We start from the raw sequence: 17844 nt of genomic DNA, 5'->3' as shown, positions 1-17844 counted from the left end.
TCGCAAGAAGTATATTCAGGTGGTTGGCACGCAGGAGTCTCGCATCTTGCGCTCCAATCAACTAGTCCAGGAAGTTTAATCAACAAAAAATGTTCAAAAGCAACAATCTTTTAGAAATGAGCCTTCACTTAAAGCTGATCCAACCTCACCCTAGTCCCCTTGCCAGAATGTTCAGCTGGTTCTACAATCAGACGCTTTGTTAACCTTGCTTTAAGCTCAGGGACATGGGAAATGACACCAATCGCAAAGTTTTCCATCTGTACTTTTTCAAGTGCTGTTACTACAGTATCAAGAAGTTCTTGATCAAGCGTTCCAAATCCTTCATCTAAGAAGAAGAATTGAAGCGGGAACTTTCCTCTCAGCTGTATTTGTGCGGATAAGGATAATGCTAATGCGAGTGAAGTCAGAAATGTTTCTCCGCCTGATAGAGATGTAACTGGCCTTTTGATTCCGCCATTTGCATCATCTCGAATGACAAAACCGCTGTTGGAGTCAACTTCAATCGCATAACGTCCTCTTGTGAGCTTAGAAAGACGGCTCGAAGCATCACGCGTGACATGTATGAGCTGCTCTTCTGCCATGAACTCAACAAATGCGTTTCCTCTAAACACACTTTGAAGCTTTCCGATTTGCTCCAGAAGAGCAGACACTTTTAGCCTTTCATCTTCAAGCTCTTTAAAACGAGCATGGTTTTTTTCGGTTGTAATCCAGTTCTGTCTTGCTTGTCCTACAGCTTCCCTCGTCTCATCCACCTCTTGCTTACGTTCATTCAAAGCTGTTTGTTGTTGAAGCATCTCTTCTTCAGTTATTGGTCTTTCAGGAAGTTTTGCTTTTAATGCTTCAATCGCCGTTTGTACCTCTTTGCACTGATCAGAATAGATCGTCAGCTGTTGTTCCCAATTTTGTTGAGAAACTTCATCTTTTACAGATTCTGAATACTCTTCAAAGCTGTTAAAAATTGAATTTTGCAGTTTCTCATTCCATTGGGTATGAGCTTTCTCGTTTCTTTTAAGAGCATCTTCAAAACGCTGCAGAATTGAATGCAATGCCTTGTCAGCTTCCAGAAATAGTTTTCGTGAACGCTCATATTGCTCTACAGCATACTTGTATGCGGCCGCAACTGTTTTCAGCTGTTTTTCAACGGCTTCATATTGTTCACTTGCCTTTTTATCACCTAAACGGTCCAGCAGCTTTTCTTTCAGATGCTGAATATCTTTATTCAGGATTTTGAGCTGGTTCTTACTCGTGTTTATGGAGAATTCAAGATTTCTGTTATCTTCTTTTAGTTTTTCAATTTTACTGTTTTGCTTTTCAAGAAAATCTGCAGCGACTTTAAGGCTTACCTGAATCTCATTCTGCCTTGTTTCACGTTGTTCAAACTGTTCCTTTACTTCATGCAGATTCTCTAATTCAAAAGATATATTTGCTTCTTTCCATTCAGCTGTAATCTGTTTCTTTAACTCTTTATTGGCTGTGAGTTTTTGCTGGAGATCATCCACCTGTTTTTCAGCATATTCACAGTTAAATGTCAGATGTTCGAGCTGTTTTTGCTGTCCGTCAAAACGGGATGTAAGTGCTTCAAATCGGTCTTCTAGTGAGAGCTGATCCTGTATAACCCCTTTTACTTTAGTTGAGTGATCATTTAATTTCCTAACATCAAAGGTTCTGTCGTTTTTCACACTTTCAGTTACTGCAGCATCACGGGCTGCAGCTGTTTCCTCGCTTGGCACATTCATCTTTGACCAAATTTTATTTGATAGTTTTTCAAGCGTTTCTGTAAGATGGATTAAATCACGGTGCTTGTTTTGCAAAGAAACTTTTGCAGCCTCTAAGTATTCTACTGTGTCATCGTTACTTTCTAAGTCATTAGATTCAATAAATGGCAAAGGGTGAACAGTTGAGCCGCATACCGTACATGGCTCGTTCTCTCTTAACTGCGAAGATAACCGCACAGCCAGCTGCTGGATCTTAATTTTCTCATGATGCTCTTTTTCTCTCTTAAGTGTTTCCTGTAACGAAAGAAACAGACTTTCATTTTCTCTGATCGCATTTTGTGCTTCATTATATAAAGACAAAACATCACTTGATAGAGCTTTCCAGTTATCTAAGCTTGTACTGATCGTGCCCTTTACAGATTTTATGTTTTGGTTCATCGATTCCAGATTTTTCACAGCTTGTTTAAGCTCGTTTTGAATGTTTTGTTCTTCGTTTTGAAAGCTTCGATAACGCTGTGAGAGCAATAGAGCAGACTGCATTACCGCACGTTCTTTTTGACTGATCTCAATTTCCGTTAATTCCTCTTGCAAAGAACTTTGTTTGTTCTTCCCTTTTTCAAGCAAGCCAATCGCATCTTCTTCTGATTTTTTACCAAGTGAATAAGAGCTTTCCATTTCAGAAAGTTTTATAGTTTCTTTCTGCAATTCTGCTTCCTTTTCATTGAGATCTTTCTCCCACCGGAACGCCTCTTCTAACACACTGAGTCTTCTAATTAATTCCGGCTCTTCTTTATCCTTTGTATCTTTCGCTTCCACGTACTGTTTTTCATGTTCTGCAAAAAGCTTTTTTAGCTTTTCAGCATTTAACTCAAGCTGTTCTTTTTCCATTCCCAGTTCTTTTTTTACTTTGTCGGAATCGAGCCATTCTTCTGCATATGGTGTAAGACGATCAGCCATTACTGCTTTTTTATGAAATTGTTTCAGCTGTTCCATTTCAGACAATTGTAAGTCCAGCTCTTTTTGTCTTAAAAGAAGTTTTTCGTTTTCTGATTGTGTCTCCCAATATGCTTTTTTCAGCTTATATTTTTCTTCTTCTGTTTTTAGAAGTTCTGAAATGTTAAGCAGAACTTGTTCTTTTTCTTTGAGCTGTGACTCTGCTTCCTGTAAGGCTTCTTGTGAAGCATCGCCTAATCCGGCTTGTTCCGCCGTAATCTCATTTAGGCGGTTCTTTTGTTCATCAGATCTTTTCTTAAGCTTTTGATTTAAAACGTCGCCATACTTTTCTAGCTGAAAAAGACGCTGAAGCATCTGTCTTCTGTCTGCACCTTTTAACGATAAAAATTCGGCAAACTTACCTTGTGGCAGTACAACTGCACGTGTAAAGTCTTCTATCGTAAGACCTATGAGTTCTTGAACAAGCCTTGTAACATCTCTATCTTTGTCCGCATGTACAACGGATTCACCATTAACGGACTCAATCAATCTAGAAGTGCTCGTCCGAATCGTATGTTCACCTGTTCTTTTGTAGGAACGTTCAACCGTGTAGTTCTTTTCGGTATCGTCCTGACCTAACTGAAAAGAAAAAGAAACAGAGAGTTTTTCTTCAGCCTGGTTCATGATTCCGTGTGTTCCGCCAGCAGCACGCTCCACTTTTCCATACAAAGCAAGTGTTACTGCATCGAGGATTGTTGATTTCCCGCTTCCTGTTGGTCCGAAGATCCCGAACACTCCACCCGAACAAAGTTCACTAAAAGGTATGGTCTGTGATTCGCGGAAGCTTTGGAGTCCAGAAACACTTAATGATAATGGTCTCATCCTGCATTCTCTCCTTCCCCATCTTCTTCACCTACGAGATCGAGGAAAAGTGAAATCAGTTCTTGATCAGGTACAGCTCCGCCAGTTTGACGTTTATAAAATGCTGTAAAAAGCTCATCTACCGGAAGCTTTTGTGCAGAGACGCTGATCTGTTCACCAAGAGCTTCTGTAAAAACGGGCTTTATATGAACAATACCATCATGCGCTTTTCTGAGTCTTTGAATCTCTTCCATCGAAAGAGCATCCTGCACATGAATCGACAGATCAATCCAGCAATTGTGATGCAGACCATCCTGAATCCCTTTAAAGACTTCAGAAATGCCATTCTTTGCTTCCCATGCTACAAGCGGCTTGCCGCACGTTAAGTGGATCTCTTCTACTTTTGCCTTCTGATTTGGTTCCACATCAATAATCGTTACTGATTTAGATTGACCGCTTTCAGAAAAACTATATGAAAGCGGAGAACCCGAATAACGTGCTTCTGTTTTAGCCCGCTTTATGATTTGCGGTCTGTGCAGATGACCTAGTGCTACGTATTGAGCTGCAATAGGAAGGCTTTCTGCTGCGACCGTGTAAGCTCCGCCAATATGTACTGGACGCTCTGAATCGCTCTCCTTGCTTCCTGCAACATATAGATGGCTCATTGCCAGGTGCACATTTCCAGGTGTGTATCGTGATGTAATTTTTTTAAAGTAGGAATCTACCCAATCATCATACTGGCTGCGAACGTCAAGTTCTTCAGCTGATTCACTTAACAGCATCTTCAAACGGGATTCAGACGGGTAAGGCAGTGCTGCGATTTCCAGCATCTCTCCAGTTCTGGTGATTGGAACCCGCTGCAGCTCTAAAGTTGGAAGTCCTACTAGCGTAATGCCCAGCTCTTTCGAAAGCGGAAAAGAAGCTGCGAGTCTGTCTGGATGATCATGGTTCCCAGCTATCGCGATAAAAGGACATTCACCTTTCCGGCTGATCCGGGCAAGTGTTTCATAAAACATCTGTTCAGCAGCTGCAGGGGGGTTCACCGTATCAAATACATCCCCAGCCATAAGAACTGCATCAATTTTTTCTCTGGACACAATTTCTACTAGTTCGTCCAAAAAAGTTTGCTGTTCTTCAAGCCTGCTCCGTCCTTCTAAAGAACGTCCCAAATGCCAGTCAGCGGTATGAAGCAATCGCATCGTATCCCCCCTATTTCACTTGCAGAATGTGTCCACCGTCAAAAAAGTAGAGATAACTCTCTTTTACCGGTTTCTTTAAGATTCTTTCTATTGCTTTTGCGTATAAAGTAAGCTGCATTTCGTATCTGTTCAACAGCGTTTCTTTCGCTCCTGAAAATCCATTCGTAAATCTGTTCTGTATTTTATCTGTTTTATAGTCGATTAAGACGAATCCATCCTCATCTTCAATCAAGCAATCGATAACACCCTGAACGAGTACATGCTCCTCTTCCCCGCCCCAATTTTCTCTCGTTTCAGAAAGGGGAAGTGCCATACTGAATGGAATTTCCCGCTTTACGTTTCCGTTCTCTATGATTCTCTGTCCAAGCGGTCCATTGATAAAATCAATTATTTGTCCAATCTGGATGAAACGGGCTTGTTCCGATGTCAGCAGCTCTCTTGATTCCATCATTGCAAGCTGTTCCTCCAAGTCTTCCAGAGTTTGAGATTTCGTAAAATCCACATGCTGCATAACCATATGCATAGCTGTACCTGCTTCAGCGGCATTCAACTGAGATTCCTGCATGAATCGAGGACGTTCATGGATTGCAGGCTGTGCCGCTTTTACAAGATCAGTACTGCTGTATTCATCTGCTGTTTGAAATTGCTTTTTTAACTCTGTAACAGATTGCTTGGAACGCGTTGCAGTTAAAGACTTATGTTGATATTGCCACTCTAGACGGTGGCTGATCTCATCTTTCGAGTCACTAGCAATGTCCACCGTCTCGGATTTTTGCAGTTTTAAAAGCAGCTCTTCTTGTTTCTGCTCTTGTGCTGTCTCAAGTTCTTCATAATCACTCGCTGGAAGAATGGTAATCTTCCAATCTGTTTCATCTATGAAAACTTCTCCTCTTCCTCGTTCACCAGTACCTAGTACAGATAATAGAGGACCTGCATTTTTATTCCGGATCACCGCACGCCCGATCCAATCCAGATAACTTTTCACTCCTGCACGTTCATGGTCCGGAAGCAGCCAGTTTTCTTCATAAAGAGAGCCACTCCAGCTTTCAGCAGATTTTTCGATGTCATTTACTGTTCCGACCAGATACAATTTTTCCTTCGCACGTGTCAGTGCTACATAAAGGACACGCATTTCTTCGGCGACAAGCTCCATCTTTTTTCTGCCTATGATTGCTAATCGTGGAAGTGTTGGATATGTTACACGGTATACAGGATTAATATATTGCGTTCCGAGACCAAGTTCTTTATGAAGCAGCACTTTTTCTTTTAGGTCTCTCGTATTGAACTGCTTGTTCAAGCCTCCGACAAAAACGATCGGAAATTCGAGACCTTTACTTTTATGAATTGTCATTATGCGTACAACGTCTTCTTGTTCACCGAGCGCTCTTGCTGCTCCTAGATCTTTGCCGCGTTCCTGCATCCTTTCGATAAAACGCAGGAAACGAAATAGCCCGCGGAAAGATGTGCTTTCATACATTTTTGCACGGTCGTATAACGCCCTTAAGTTTGCCTGTCTTTGTTTACCTCCAGAAAGACCGCCAACATAATCAAAGTAACCCGTTTCTCTATAAATGTCCCAGATCAGATCTGCCAGTGACCCTTGACGAGCCTGATGACGCCATGATTCAAGCTGTTTTAAGAATAGAGAAAGCTTTTCCTTGATCTCCGGATTTTCTCCTTCTTGACTGTATAGCTCGACCGCTCCAAGATAGTTGTCCTTTTTTTGAATGAGCCGGACGATTGCAAGCTCTTCACCAGTCAGACCTACTACCGGAGATCGGAGAACCGCTGCAAGCGGTATATCTTGAAGAGGGTTATCGATTACTTTTAGAAGCGACATCATCACATGGATTTCCGTCGCGTCAAAATATCCAGTTGAAAGTTCTGCATGTGCAGGAATTCCCTGTTGTTTAAATTCTTCTAAAATAACTGGTGCCCATTGTGAGGTTGCTCTAAAAAGCATGACGATGTCTTTGTACTTTGCAGGACGCATCATCTTCGTTTTTTTATCAAAAACAAGATGAGGAGAATTCCCCGTTGTCCCGACTATTTCTTTTATTCTTTCAGCGATCACACGCGCTTCCAGCTGGACGGTCTCAAGGTCTGACTTTTCCAGTTCACCGCTCTCTAGACCTTCCTCATCAATAGCAGGCTGGCTTTTATTAATCAAAATCAGTTCAGGTTCATTTCCCGGCTGATCCGGGTAATAATCTGCTCCTAATTTAAGTTCAGCATCTTCACTGTATTCAATCTCTCCGACTGTTTCGTTCATAATTTGCCTGAACAAATAGTTGGTAGCCTGAAGAACTCCGTTTCGGCTTCTGAAATTCTTGGCAAGATCGATTCGGAGTCCGTTCCCGCCTTCTTTTGTGAACTGCTTATACTTTGATAAAAAGAGAAGTGGTTCAGCAAGCCTGAAGCGGTAGATAGACTGCTTTACATCACCAACCATGAACATGTTTCCAAAACCAGAGTCCTTTGAAACGAGACGGACAATCGATTCCTGAACAAAGTTTGTATCTTGATATTCATCTACTAAAACTTCGACAAACCGCTCACGATATTCAGCTGCCGCATCAGAAGGAACCGGATTTTCCATTGTTGAACCTTCACCTTTTAATACCTGCAGGCAATAATGCTCAAGATCTCCAAAATCGACGAGTGATTTTTCGCGCTTTGCCAATGAATATCCCCGGCCGAATGCTTTTACAAGAGATGATAGCTCTCTTACGATCGGTGCCATCTCTTCAATATGTGCAACATAGGAATCAGGATGGCGTTCAAAGAATTCTTCTTTTAAACTGCCCGTTTTCTTTTTAATGGTGTCTCTCATTGCTTTTACTTTATTCTTTAATTCTTCATCAACATCTTTTCCTCTGACCGCTTTTAGCTTTGGCGGTTCATACGTTTGGAAAACCTCATATAATTGACTCCAGCTCTCTTTCACATGACCCAGTGACTTTAAAAATTCCAAGTCTTCTTCCAGTGTCGCTGCATAAGGGAGTGGTCCTCCGGGGATTTCAGCAAGGTAACGCGCACGAACTGCCATCGCTTGCAATCCTTCTAACTGCAGGGAAATATCCGCAAGAAGTTCTTTTGTCCAAGGAAGGTCATCGATGGACGAAGCATTGATCTCGTAAGTATCAGCCATTTGATCCAGCCATCCTTCAGGGTCTGGATGGCTTCTTGCAAAATCATAGAGTGAAAGAACAAGCTTCTGAAGATCCATATCATTCCGATCTGAACTATATGCATCAACCACCTGATAAAAAGTATGGTCCTCTCCCTTGCTGTACTCTTCTTCAAAAAGCTCTTCAATCACTTCCTGACGGATAAGTTCAGCTTCTGTTTCTTCAGCTACCCTGAACCCTGGATCAAGATCTGTTTCGTAATAATACTTTCTTAAAACTTCAATACAAAAAGAATGGAGTGTAGAGATGGAAGCTTTGTTCAATAAATTTAATTGTCTTCTAAGATGCAGCGAAGAAGGATTATGAGTCAGCTCTTTATCAATAGCTTCTCCGATACGCTTGCGCATTTCTGCAGCTGCCGCATTTGTAAATGTAACGATGAGCAATCTGTCTACATCTGCAGACTGTTCTCTTATCATCGTAATGATTCTTTCAACAAGAACTGCTGTTTTCCCTGAGCCGGCCGCTGCTGCAACGAGTATATTTTCTCCTCGTGCCTGGATTGCTTGCCATTGTTCATCAGTCCAAGTTGATCCTTCAGGTTTTGGAATTAATGTTTTCAAATGAGACTGCCTCCTTCCTCCTGCATTTTTTCTAAAATGATTTCATCTTTTTCTGGTTTCAGCTGACGGTATTGATTTTCTTCAAGTGTCTGATCAAACTGGCAGACCGGTTTATACGAACAGAACGTGCAAGGCACCTTCTTTTTCATTTCATAAGGCGAAATATCAATCACTCCGTCCGTAATACCTGTTCCGGAGCTGACAGCCATTTTACGCGCATGATGTCTCATCGTTTCAAAATTGGAAGCCGAAGCAATGGACGAGTGCGACTTATGGAATCCATTATTCGTAAGTGCAACCGGAATAATGTTAGAACGCTTATCCATCGTGCTGTCCATTAATTGCACGGCTTCTTCTTCAGCTAATACAAGACCTTTCATCTTAAATTTCTTCAGCACTTCTTTTTCAATTTCCTCCGCAGTCAACAGCTTCTTTTGGTTTAAAAGAGGATTATGAACATGGAAATAAAGTACACCTGCAGGGATTGATTCTTGACCCAGCCATTTCTTAGAATGTTCAACTGCCACATCCAGGTATGTGAGCATCTGAAGTGCAATGCCATGATACAGCTCAGCAAGGTTTAATCCTGTTGAACTCGATTTATAGTCAATTACACGCATTAAGAGACCTTTTGAACTAGCAGCAGTATCAACTCTGTCAATACGTCCTGCTACTTCCATCGTTGTGCCGTTCGGCAGTTTATACACTAATGGCGGCAGCGTTCCGCCTGTGCCAAATGCCAGTTCAAGACCTGCTGGAGTAAATCCGCTTGCCTTCGCATGTTCGCTTAAAATATGCGAAGCCTTGCCCACAACTTCTTTCAGCTTCTTCTTAATATAAAGATGGCGGTTGGAGCTTAACAGAATCTCATGCTGAAGCTGAGGAGCCAAGAGATCAACGATATCTCCTGCCATACGGTAGCAATCTCCTTTAGACAGATCGCTCCACTGAACTCTCCTCTGCTGCAATGCATCATTCATCTGTTTTAAAGCAGCATGGAACAGCTGTCCGATATCAGGAGCTTCCAGTTTGTACATCTGTCGTTCTTTCAGTTTAAGTCCATAAGACATAAACTGTGAAAACGGACAAGATTGAAATAACTCCATGCGGGAAATACTCGTTAAGATGCTTTCCCCATATAGATCCTTTGATACGGAAGGGCTTAAAGGTGCTTCCCGGTTAAAGTAAAACAAACTCGATATCGCTTTTTTTGCATACTGGTCATACTGATCATCGGTAATGATCCAATTATAGACATCCCACCAAACCGGCGAGATCGGATATCCCTTTTTCCATTCGCGAAGCTGTGCACTTAAATAGGACACACTTTTCACAGGATGCTGAACAAAAGATAAATCTTCTTCAACACCCGGTTCATTTTGATATAGATACTCTTTTAGATCAGGAAATAGATCCCTCATCCTTTGAATGACCATTGATGGCTGCAATGTTTTTCCTTCTTCATCAGCAAGCGCATAGGACACGTACAGACGATCACTGCCGTTGGTCAATGCCAGGTAGATCATAAATTGTTCGTCGAGCAGTTTTCTTCTTGCAGAAGGTGCCAGCACAACACCGTTTCTTTCAAGCGCTTCTCTTTCGTCTTCTGATAACAGACCATCATCTTTTGGTTTTAGCGGTATGATTCCATCGTTAACACCTAATAAAAAGTTAACTTTCACATCTGTAAAACGTGAACGCTCCAAAGTTCCTGCAAGGACCTGATCCAGTGACGGCGGAACAAGAGCAAACTTCATACTTTCCAGACCCGTCTCAAGCATCTGCATCCATGTCTCTTTGGAAAGCTTCTCGCTTCCGGTCAGCTCTACCATTTCATCCAAAAGGCCAAGCAATGCATTCCACACCTGTCCATGTTCACGTGCAGCTCTAAGCTTCCCTTCAGATTCAGCATGAAGCCTTAAGCGTTCTAGTTTCATAGGAACGGAGAGATGTTCTAAATATTTATAAAGTGATGTACAAAAATCTGCTACGGTTATGCTCTTAGATAAATCTCTAGAAAGTCTTTTCATCGGTGACACGATCATATCTCTAAGATCATTGATCAGCTGTTCTTTTTCATCATCCTGGCTCGTTTTTCCGAAATCATCAGCTTCAAATCCTCTGAGTCTCTTATACTTCCAAGGCTTTGAATCTGTCCATCGGCTGCCTTGAATACCAAGAGCCAATACATAGTTTTCCAGGTCGTCCATGCATCTTCTAATCTCTGATGTTGTTTTTCTCATCTCATCAAGCGGATAAAGCATATCCGTTTTCACAGCACGAAATACAGCTTCATACCGCCAGTTCTTTAAAACAACATCCAGTGAAGACCGGATCAGTTCAATGAGCGGATGATGAAGCATCGATTTTTTTTGGTCTAGAAAAACAGGTATCCCATAATCGGCAAATACTGTTTCAATAAGAGGCTGATAACTGCCCGCATTTCTTACCGTTACAGCAATATCCCGGTATCTGTATCCTTCATCACGTACAAGTTCAATAATTTTTCTCGCTGCACCTTCAACTTCTGATCTTAAATTGACCCCAGCTGCTAAGTGTATCCCCTCTGGGTTCGAATAGCTGATCGCAGGTCTCGCATCATATTGTTTTTCAATATGGGCAATCGCAGGAGAAATAAATTTTGGCGTATGAGAGAGTACGATTGGCTCTTCTATCTCCACATTCAGCTCTTTCGCTTTTTGTGTGAGAACTTGTGCTGTCTTCTTTGTCATATAAAAGAGATCCAGTTCATGCGGATCAGTGTCCGGACGATATGATTCCTCTGAAGTCAGAGCAATCGTCACTTTCTTTGCATGTGCCATGAGACCAGCAGCTGCTTCAAGTTCTTGCGGTGTAAAAGAATGGAAACCGTCTATGTAAATCTCGCAATCCTTTATCGTATCAGAATAAGGTATTTTCTCCTGTAGAAGTTTTAAATAATCTTCAGAATCTAAGTATTTTCCAGCAAGAGCTTTTTCAAGAGCGCCTGAAATGATGCTTAAGTCAGACAGCTTGTCTTTGAGCACTTTTTTGTTATTTTCTTTTTGACCAAGTGAAAGCAGCGTTTCTGCATTCCAGGAAAGATCTTCTGAGGATATACAATACCGCTTTAATTCTGTTGTCATAAGCTCGAGCAGTTCATAAAAACCGCTCTGTTCAGAAGCTTTTTTAAATATCTTCAGTTCTTCTTTCTTACTCTCAATAATTTTGCGGAGCATCATTCTCACACCAGTGCTTGTGATGTGCATTCTTGTCATCCCGCCTGTTTCACCAAGAATGCGCCAAGCAAGACGTGAAAAACTATAAACTTGGGCACGAATCATCCCATTTAATCCGGGAGTTGATGCAAGCTTATATTCGGATTGAAAGGTCATCTGATCTGGCACTAAATAGATAATAGGACTCCCCATCGGATCCTCTGCAAGTTTTTCACGTATCTCTTGAAAGACAGAGTGGGACTTTCCGCTGCCGGATCGTCCCAAAATAAATTGCAAACTCATATTTTCCATCCCCTGTTCCGTACACAAATTCTGCTTTTATTATCTCACAATCTACTAGCAGGGCAAAGGCTAGTATACTTAAAACGCATGAAATCTGACTGGTATTTAAAGGATACCTATTATAAAAAAAGGCTGTTTCCGTAACCTTTGTTGCTCTTGAAAGTGGTTGATTTCCGCATGTAGAGTCTCACCTGTCTGCTGCACCTAGTTGCAGCTTAGTGATGCTTTTTTTGAACTGTCTATCCTATTTTTCTTGATCCAAGAATGGTGAAGACTTATAAAGTTTTTTGAGGACTTATAAAAAAATTTGAAGACTTATAAATTTTTTTGAAGACTTATAAGTGCTTGCTTAGGACTTATAACGGTACGATTCTTGTTTTTGGAACCTCATCTACTAGTAATTTCTCGTATCAACTTTACTTCTTTTATGTACCCTGCATGTATGTTCTATAAAAAAGCTGTTTTCTTTCTTTTTAACAAAATAAAATCAGGAGAAACATGATTATTCTCCTGATTTTTATACTTTCTTATCTTTTATTAAAAACGCTCTTTTCTAAAAGATTATTGCTTTTAAGGCATTTTTGTAAAGAGTCTTCATTGACAAGTTGATTGGAGTGCAAGGTACGAGACTCCTGGGGGTCGCGGGACAGGTGAGACACAGTAGGTGCAGAGCACCAAAGTGGCTCACCGCACGCCCCCCCGGAAAGCGAGTATCCTTGAACGGAAATCAACTACTCCAAAGAACTACATGATTACAACAACGCCTTTAAAAAGAAAAACAGCTACACGATCAGCTGCTTTTCCTCACTTTTTTTATGATCTAATTTTAATGTGTTTCTCCCTGCTGCCTTTGCTTCATAAAGGAGCGTGTCTGCACGCTGTATAATGTCTGCCGGACGTTCTCCCTTTTGATAAAAAGCTATCCCATAGCTTAAAGTAACAGGAAGTTCTCCATCTTCAAGTGTATACGGATACTTTTGCAGATGAGTGTTTATCTGCTGAATCGTTTCTGTAACTTCAGATTCTGTTGCCGTTTCCATGATCCACGCAAATTCTTCTCCGCCATATCGATAAGCTTTACCTTCTTTTGCTGGCAAATATCGCTCAAATGCTGCGGCAACAAGTTTTAGGACTTCGTCACCTATAACATGTCCATGTGTATCGTTAAATTCTTTGAAATGATCAATATCGCAAAGAACTAGCGCAAAAGGAGCTTTCTGTTTCGTTTTCTCTAAGACATCCTCCTGGAACTTTCGGTGGTTTAATAACCCAGTAAGATAATCCTGGAGAGATTGAAGCTGGTACATATTTTTCTCGAAATAATACTGTCTTTCTTTAGATGCAATTACCCCTCCATACAGGGCAATCAGCCATAAAAATGACGTATTCATAAAGAACTGAAAAAACTCTGTTGTGTCTTGATATCCTCCATCTCTTAAAAAGAAGTACAGAATAACAGCAAAACTGGCACCGCCAACTATAAAAGAACCTTTTAACCTCCAGTAAAGAGCGGCATGAATAACAATCAAATAACCTACAGGCATGAATGGACTTTCCGAGCCTCCAGACAGCTGCATCAGCCAAACATAAGCAATATAATCAAAAAGGATTCCGCCTCTGGTAAAAATCAGATAATAAAAGGACTTTTCAGGAAATCGGTTTAAGACGATTTGTGTAGATGTCATATAAAGGATCCCTATTGTAAAAAGGACTGGGAATGTGTCTTTGTTAAAATCTAAAACATCTGCGATCGGCTTGTAATAAAAAAGCGGTATACAAATGACAAGAAAGAACCATCGCAATAGTGAAGAGATGGTCTCAGAACGATGTTCAGTAATTATAAATAAGTCTTTCATGCTGCCATCTTCCTTTGCATTTAGTTGCTATAATCAGGAAATTATAGCATATGGTCTTTCTTGTTTAATATTACTTAAACTTCCATTATACAAAAACCGTACTTAAGTCTCAGAAGTTATGCTTTAACTTCTCTTTTATTGCTGTACATCCGTTCATCAGCAAGCTGCAGGTAATAATCAATATTTTCACATGCATCGCCTAACAGCTCGATCGCACCGTATGCTAATGAAATAGATTTGTTCCATGCCATTAACTGGCTTTCCATCTTTTCAACCAGTTTGTAAGCGTCCTCTTCTGTTATTCCCGGCAGCAAAAAGACAAATTCATCTCCCCCAAACCGAAAACCTGATAAAAGTTTTAATCGCTTGGATAATTCCGCGATCTGCTGTAAAAGCTCATCTCCGGCATGATGGCCATACTCATCATTGATATGTTTGAAGTTATTTATATCAAACATAACGAGTGTAATCGGCATCTCTTGTTTTTGAGCTTTACCAATTTCTTTTTCAAGACAATCATAAAAATAACGGCGATTATATAGATTAGTAAGCGGATCACGGATACTGATCTCTTTTAAATCTTTAAATTGCTGAGATGAAAATCCGCTTAAGAAACCTGTAATCGCACGATGTGTTACCGTGTTCCAGCGTTCTAACATAAAAAGCTGCACCGGAAGCGAGTCGGATACTGTTACTCTTTTCATTTCTTGCAGAACTGATTCTCTTATACTTGTAGAGAAACAAGCTAGAGCTTGGTGAGGAATTCGCTGGTGTCTTAAGAAATGGATGCCTGAGCGGAATGCTTTCTGTTCAGCTTGTTTCAAGAAATGCTGAAAACGTTCCTCCTGCAAAAATACTGCATGTACGATTCCTCGCAAAAATTTCTCTAATATTTTTTCATATTGTTCAACAAAACCGTTCATAAATGAGCTGAAGTCATCAAACTGGCTTAAGTGTTCTTTATGTGTATGTATCATCGTTGGAATCGACTTCATGAATTCCCTAAATAAGCTTTTTTTGAGTGTGCGTAATTCTAGTTGGAAGTTTTCCATTATTGCAACCCCTCAAATCTTAAAAATTTGCATACAAAAAGCCATTACCCTTAAATAAAGGGAAATGGCTTTTAATGTTTGATAAGCGTCGAATCTCTTCGTCAGTTTTGTTTCTGCGGTACTCACGTATGTTTAATACGCTCCGTTCCTCGAAACTTCACTTCCTCGACCTTCTTGCTTCTGAAACATCAATATTATCCGTTCCCCTTTGGCAACCGGCTGCCATTGTATGTTCACTCATACTTTAGGCCCATAGCTTTGCGTCCCAGTTTTTCAACTGGTTTGCCTTTAAACAAAGGTTTCCTATTCGTTTATAGATATTATATCCTATATAGGTAAATTGTGCCAATGTTTTTTATAGGTATTTAATACTATTATTTTTTACCCTTGTTTATGGATAATTTTAACTTACGATAGTACCTATACCCCATCCTAATCATATTCAAAACAAAATAAGGAATTCGAATGGGAAAACGATAAAAAACAGGCTTATAAATACTGAAATAAGCCTTTCGTAAATCCTTCCACTTGCGGCAAGATTCTTTCTTATAAAAGTCAGAAACATCAACTATTATACCTTTTCCTTTTGATATCATGACGTTTTTGCCATGAACATCACTTGGAAAAAGTCCTCTTTTTTCTGCATATTCCAAAGCCTTGTCAATATCCCGGATGATACTTTCGGGAATTCTGATACCTTTATGGACACAATCATAAAGCGTGATTCCTTCGATTCTCTTTAAAATCAAAAACCTGTTCTCTGTATAATAGCAAACGGAATAGCCCGGATGTTCACCTAAACGTTCATAAGCCTTCTTTTCTTCTAGAAGACCATGTTCATCTCTGCCGTAGATCTTCACAACATATGAAGGATAGTCAGGGTGATAAAATACCGCAGCATAATTGCCGCAACCAAGTATCTTCCAAGGAAAAGGTGTATTCACAGGACATACGGGATCAAACGGGTTCCGGCTTTCAATCATAATCTCTCTATTCAATTGTCGTGCCAGTTGGATAAAGTGTTCCATGTGTTTCCTCAATTTCTGATATTCTTCAGTAATGATATCATTCTGCATTACGTTCATTGTATACAGACGGAGTCAAAAAGGAAACTTTAACAAGGCTGTTTTCGTAAACTTTGTTGCAATTTGAAAGGGTTGATTTCCGCTCCAGGATGCTCGCTTCCGCGGGGCGTGCGGTGAGCCTCCCTATCGCTTCGTGCTAGCGGGGTCTCACCTGTCCCGCTGATCCCGCTAGAGTCTCGCACCTTGCACTTCAATCAACTTTATCAACGAAGAGTTTTCAAAAAACAATTTAAAAACAACAAATCTAGTAGAAAAAAGTCTCAACAAAAATAGGCTGATTATTTTGATGCTACTCGAAGATATGACAGCATGAGGGTTTCTGCTTTGTTTTTTAAGTGGACGTTTGGAAATCGCATAATTTCACGATAACCCCGGATAAATATCTCATATTCAGTAATATCTTGATCTCTTCGTCCATCCATAACCTTTATTTTTCTCTTCCTAAGCTCGATGCGTACGTCATGCAGGTCTTTGCTCACCTGACTCATAATCTGTTCCAATAAAGCAATGTAAGGCTGTTTTAGTTTGAACGGAGAACGGTTCACTACCTTCAAGTCCCGGTCAAATAGGGTCAGCATAATTGGATACATCACAAATTTTTCTATGAGTGAACGCTCTTCCTCGTTTCCATATTGCATGTCTATCCCCCCATTCTATGAAGGCAAAAACCGGAATTGCACCGATAAAATATTTTTCAGCTCGAATGTTCTAATTTGTTTACGAACTGCGCAATAGGCCGTTATCAATTTTCCATCAAACGAGTATGGCGTAATAAGCCTGTGACTGATCACACCTTTCTCTGATAAATAGATCATCTCGATGGCTGCCCTTTCATGGATGCATCTCATTAACAAATTCGTCATGAAAAAACCCCCTTTTTTTCATTATATGCGAACAAACGTTCTTTTTATACAAGAAAAAAATACCTGCCCATAAAATGGCAGATATTTTATGCTTATTTCGGCTGTTGAGCGATTCCCATTGCTTCAAGCTCCTGATAAAGATTCCCTGAAATTGAGATTCCTTCAAAGCTGATTCCTAAGGATACAACTGTTTGCGCTAATTCTGGGCGCATTCCGCTCAATGTAACTTTCACACCTAAAAGCTTAAGTGAATTGATAACCTTAAACAGGTTGTGAGCCACCATCGTATCAATGACAGGTACGCCTGATAAGTCGATAAATAAGTGTTCAACTTGTAATTCAGTACATTTCTGAAGAGAAGTTTCCATGATTAACTTAGAACGGTGTGTATCAATTGTTCCAACAAGCGGCAGAACCGCAACAGTTCTTGTTAATCTGACAACAGGAACAGAAAGCTCCTCAATCGCCTCACGTGCAAGTCCAAGGACTCTGTTGTTGTTTTCAACATAAGCAACACTGAAAGCATGAACCGTTTCATCTAGTAACGGGTCAATAACAGAAGCTGCTTTAAGTACCGTCTCTACTGAAAAACTTTCATTATGAATCTCATTACGAATGAAATCCCATAATACAATCCGGAAGAAACGGGTGCTTTTTAATGCCATGTCTAAAGGAACTTCGTATTGAACTGCAAGTTCGCCGCTCTTCTTTCCCCATGCTATAAAAAGAGGTTCAACTTCTGACAATTCTTGAAAAAGTGATTTCCCGAAGTAACTGAATAAATCTCCGCGAAGCTGCAGTACCTGATCTGTAAGTTCAGATACGGGTTCGCCATACTCAGCTTTAACTTCATCAATTTTTCTGGCAAGATCGTATTTATGTGTAACGATCTTTTGCCCCAATTCGTACAATTGACGTTCCATCTTATCTATAATCCCCCTATAGAAATAAAAAATGATTGCATACCACTTATCTATATACCATTATTATACATAAGTTAAACCTGTATTTTTAAATTTCATGTCG

General features: G+C 40.4%; 10 protein-coding genes and 1 riboswitch. All 10 genes read right to left on the bottom strand.

Annotated elements, in window-relative coordinates; translation table 11 throughout:
- Positions 1-128: 128 nt before the first annotated feature.
- Entirely contained in the window at positions 129-3530 is a 3402-nt protein-coding gene (locus ACFQ4X_RS04845) for an SbcC/MukB-like Walker B domain-containing protein (protein WP_379833419.1), read from the bottom strand.
- Complete coding sequence (locus ACFQ4X_RS04840; RefSeq protein WP_379833418.1) at positions 3527-4708, bottom strand: metallophosphoesterase family protein; 1182 nt, start codon at positions 4706-4708, stop codon at positions 3527-3529. The genes ACFQ4X_RS04845 and ACFQ4X_RS04840 overlap by 4 nt, the downstream gene beginning before the upstream one ends.
- Before the next feature lie 10 nt (positions 4709-4718).
- Complete coding sequence (gene addA / locus ACFQ4X_RS04835; protein WP_379833417.1) at positions 4719-8462, bottom strand: helicase-exonuclease AddAB subunit AddA; 3744 nt, start codon at positions 8460-8462, stop codon at positions 4719-4721.
- On the bottom strand, positions 8459-11962 hold the full coding sequence (gene addB, locus ACFQ4X_RS04830; protein ID WP_379833416.1) for a helicase-exonuclease AddAB subunit AddB: 3504 nt from the start codon (positions 11960-11962) through the stop codon (positions 8459-8461). The genes addA and addB overlap by 4 nt, the downstream gene beginning before the upstream one ends.
- 782 nt (positions 11963-12744) lie before the next feature.
- Positions 12745-13818, bottom strand: coding sequence for a GGDEF domain-containing protein (locus ACFQ4X_RS04825; protein ID WP_379833415.1), 1074 nt, complete (start codon positions 13816-13818; stop codon positions 12745-12747).
- A gap of 116 nt (positions 13819-13934) precedes the next feature.
- Entirely contained in the window at positions 13935-14870 is a 936-nt protein-coding gene (locus ACFQ4X_RS04820; RefSeq protein ID WP_379833414.1) for a GGDEF domain-containing protein, read from the bottom strand.
- Between the two features lie 207 nt (positions 14871-15077).
- A riboswitch (cyclic di-GMP riboswitch) is annotated at positions 15078-15167 on the bottom strand.
- 77 nt (positions 15168-15244) lie between these two features.
- The gene (locus ACFQ4X_RS04815; RefSeq protein ID WP_379833413.1) at positions 15245-15898 is read right to left on the bottom strand and encodes a serine/threonine protein kinase; all 654 of its coding nucleotides are present in this window, start codon (positions 15896-15898) and stop codon (positions 15245-15247) included.
- Positions 15899-16233: 335 nt separating this feature from the next.
- Entirely contained in the window at positions 16234-16593 is a 360-nt protein-coding gene (locus ACFQ4X_RS04810; protein WP_379833412.1) for a hypothetical protein, read from the bottom strand.
- A 15-nt stretch (positions 16594-16608) separates the two neighbouring features.
- Positions 16609-16818 carry a hypothetical protein gene (locus ACFQ4X_RS04805; protein ID WP_379833411.1) on the bottom strand — a complete coding sequence of 70 codons (210 nt, stop codon included), beginning with the start codon at positions 16816-16818 and terminating at the stop codon, positions 16609-16611.
- 92 nt (positions 16819-16910) lie between these two features.
- Entirely contained in the window at positions 16911-17741 is an 831-nt protein-coding gene (locus ACFQ4X_RS04800) for an STAS domain-containing protein (protein WP_379833410.1), read from the bottom strand.
- Positions 17742-17844 lie beyond the last annotated feature (103 nt).

This window comes from Fictibacillus halophilus, from assembly GCF_042680145.1.
In the GTDB taxonomy this organism is placed as follows: Bacteria; Bacillota; Bacilli; order Bacillales; family Fictibacillaceae; genus Fictibacillus; species Fictibacillus halophilus_A.
This window is presented reverse-complemented; position numbering and strand designations above follow the sequence as displayed.

Bases quoted from the DNA above. Each gene is read 5' to 3' on its own strand.
- ACFQ4X_RS04810 (WP_379833412.1), bottom strand. From the start codon at position 16,593: ATGCAATATGGAAACGAGGAAGAGCGTTCACTCATAGAAAAATTTGTG.
- ACFQ4X_RS04845 (WP_379833419.1), bottom strand. From the start codon at position 3,530: ATGAGACCATTATCATTAAGTGTTTCTGGACTCCAAAGCTTCCGCGAA.
- ACFQ4X_RS04800 (WP_379833410.1), bottom strand. From the start codon at position 17,741: ATGGAACGTCAATTGTACGAATTGGGGCAAAAGATCGTTACACATAAA.
- ACFQ4X_RS04805 (WP_379833411.1), bottom strand. From the start codon at position 16,818: ATGACGAATTTGTTAATGAGATGCATCCATGAAAGGGCAGCCATCGAG.
- ACFQ4X_RS04825 (WP_379833415.1), bottom strand. From the start codon at position 13,818: ATGAAAGACTTATTTATAATTACTGAACATCGTTCTGAGACCATCTCT.
- ACFQ4X_RS04815 (WP_379833413.1), bottom strand. From the start codon at position 15,898: ATGGAACACTTTATCCAACTGGCACGACAATTGAATAGAGAGATTATG.
- ACFQ4X_RS04820 (WP_379833414.1), bottom strand. From the start codon at position 14,870: ATGGAAAACTTCCAACTAGAATTACGCACACTCAAAAAAAGCTTATTT.
- ACFQ4X_RS04840 (WP_379833418.1), bottom strand. From the start codon at position 4,708: ATGCGATTGCTTCATACCGCTGACTGGCATTTGGGACGTTCTTTAGAA.
- addB (WP_379833416.1), bottom strand. From the start codon at position 11,962: ATGAGTTTGCAATTTATTTTGGGACGATCCGGCAGCGGAAAGTCCCAC.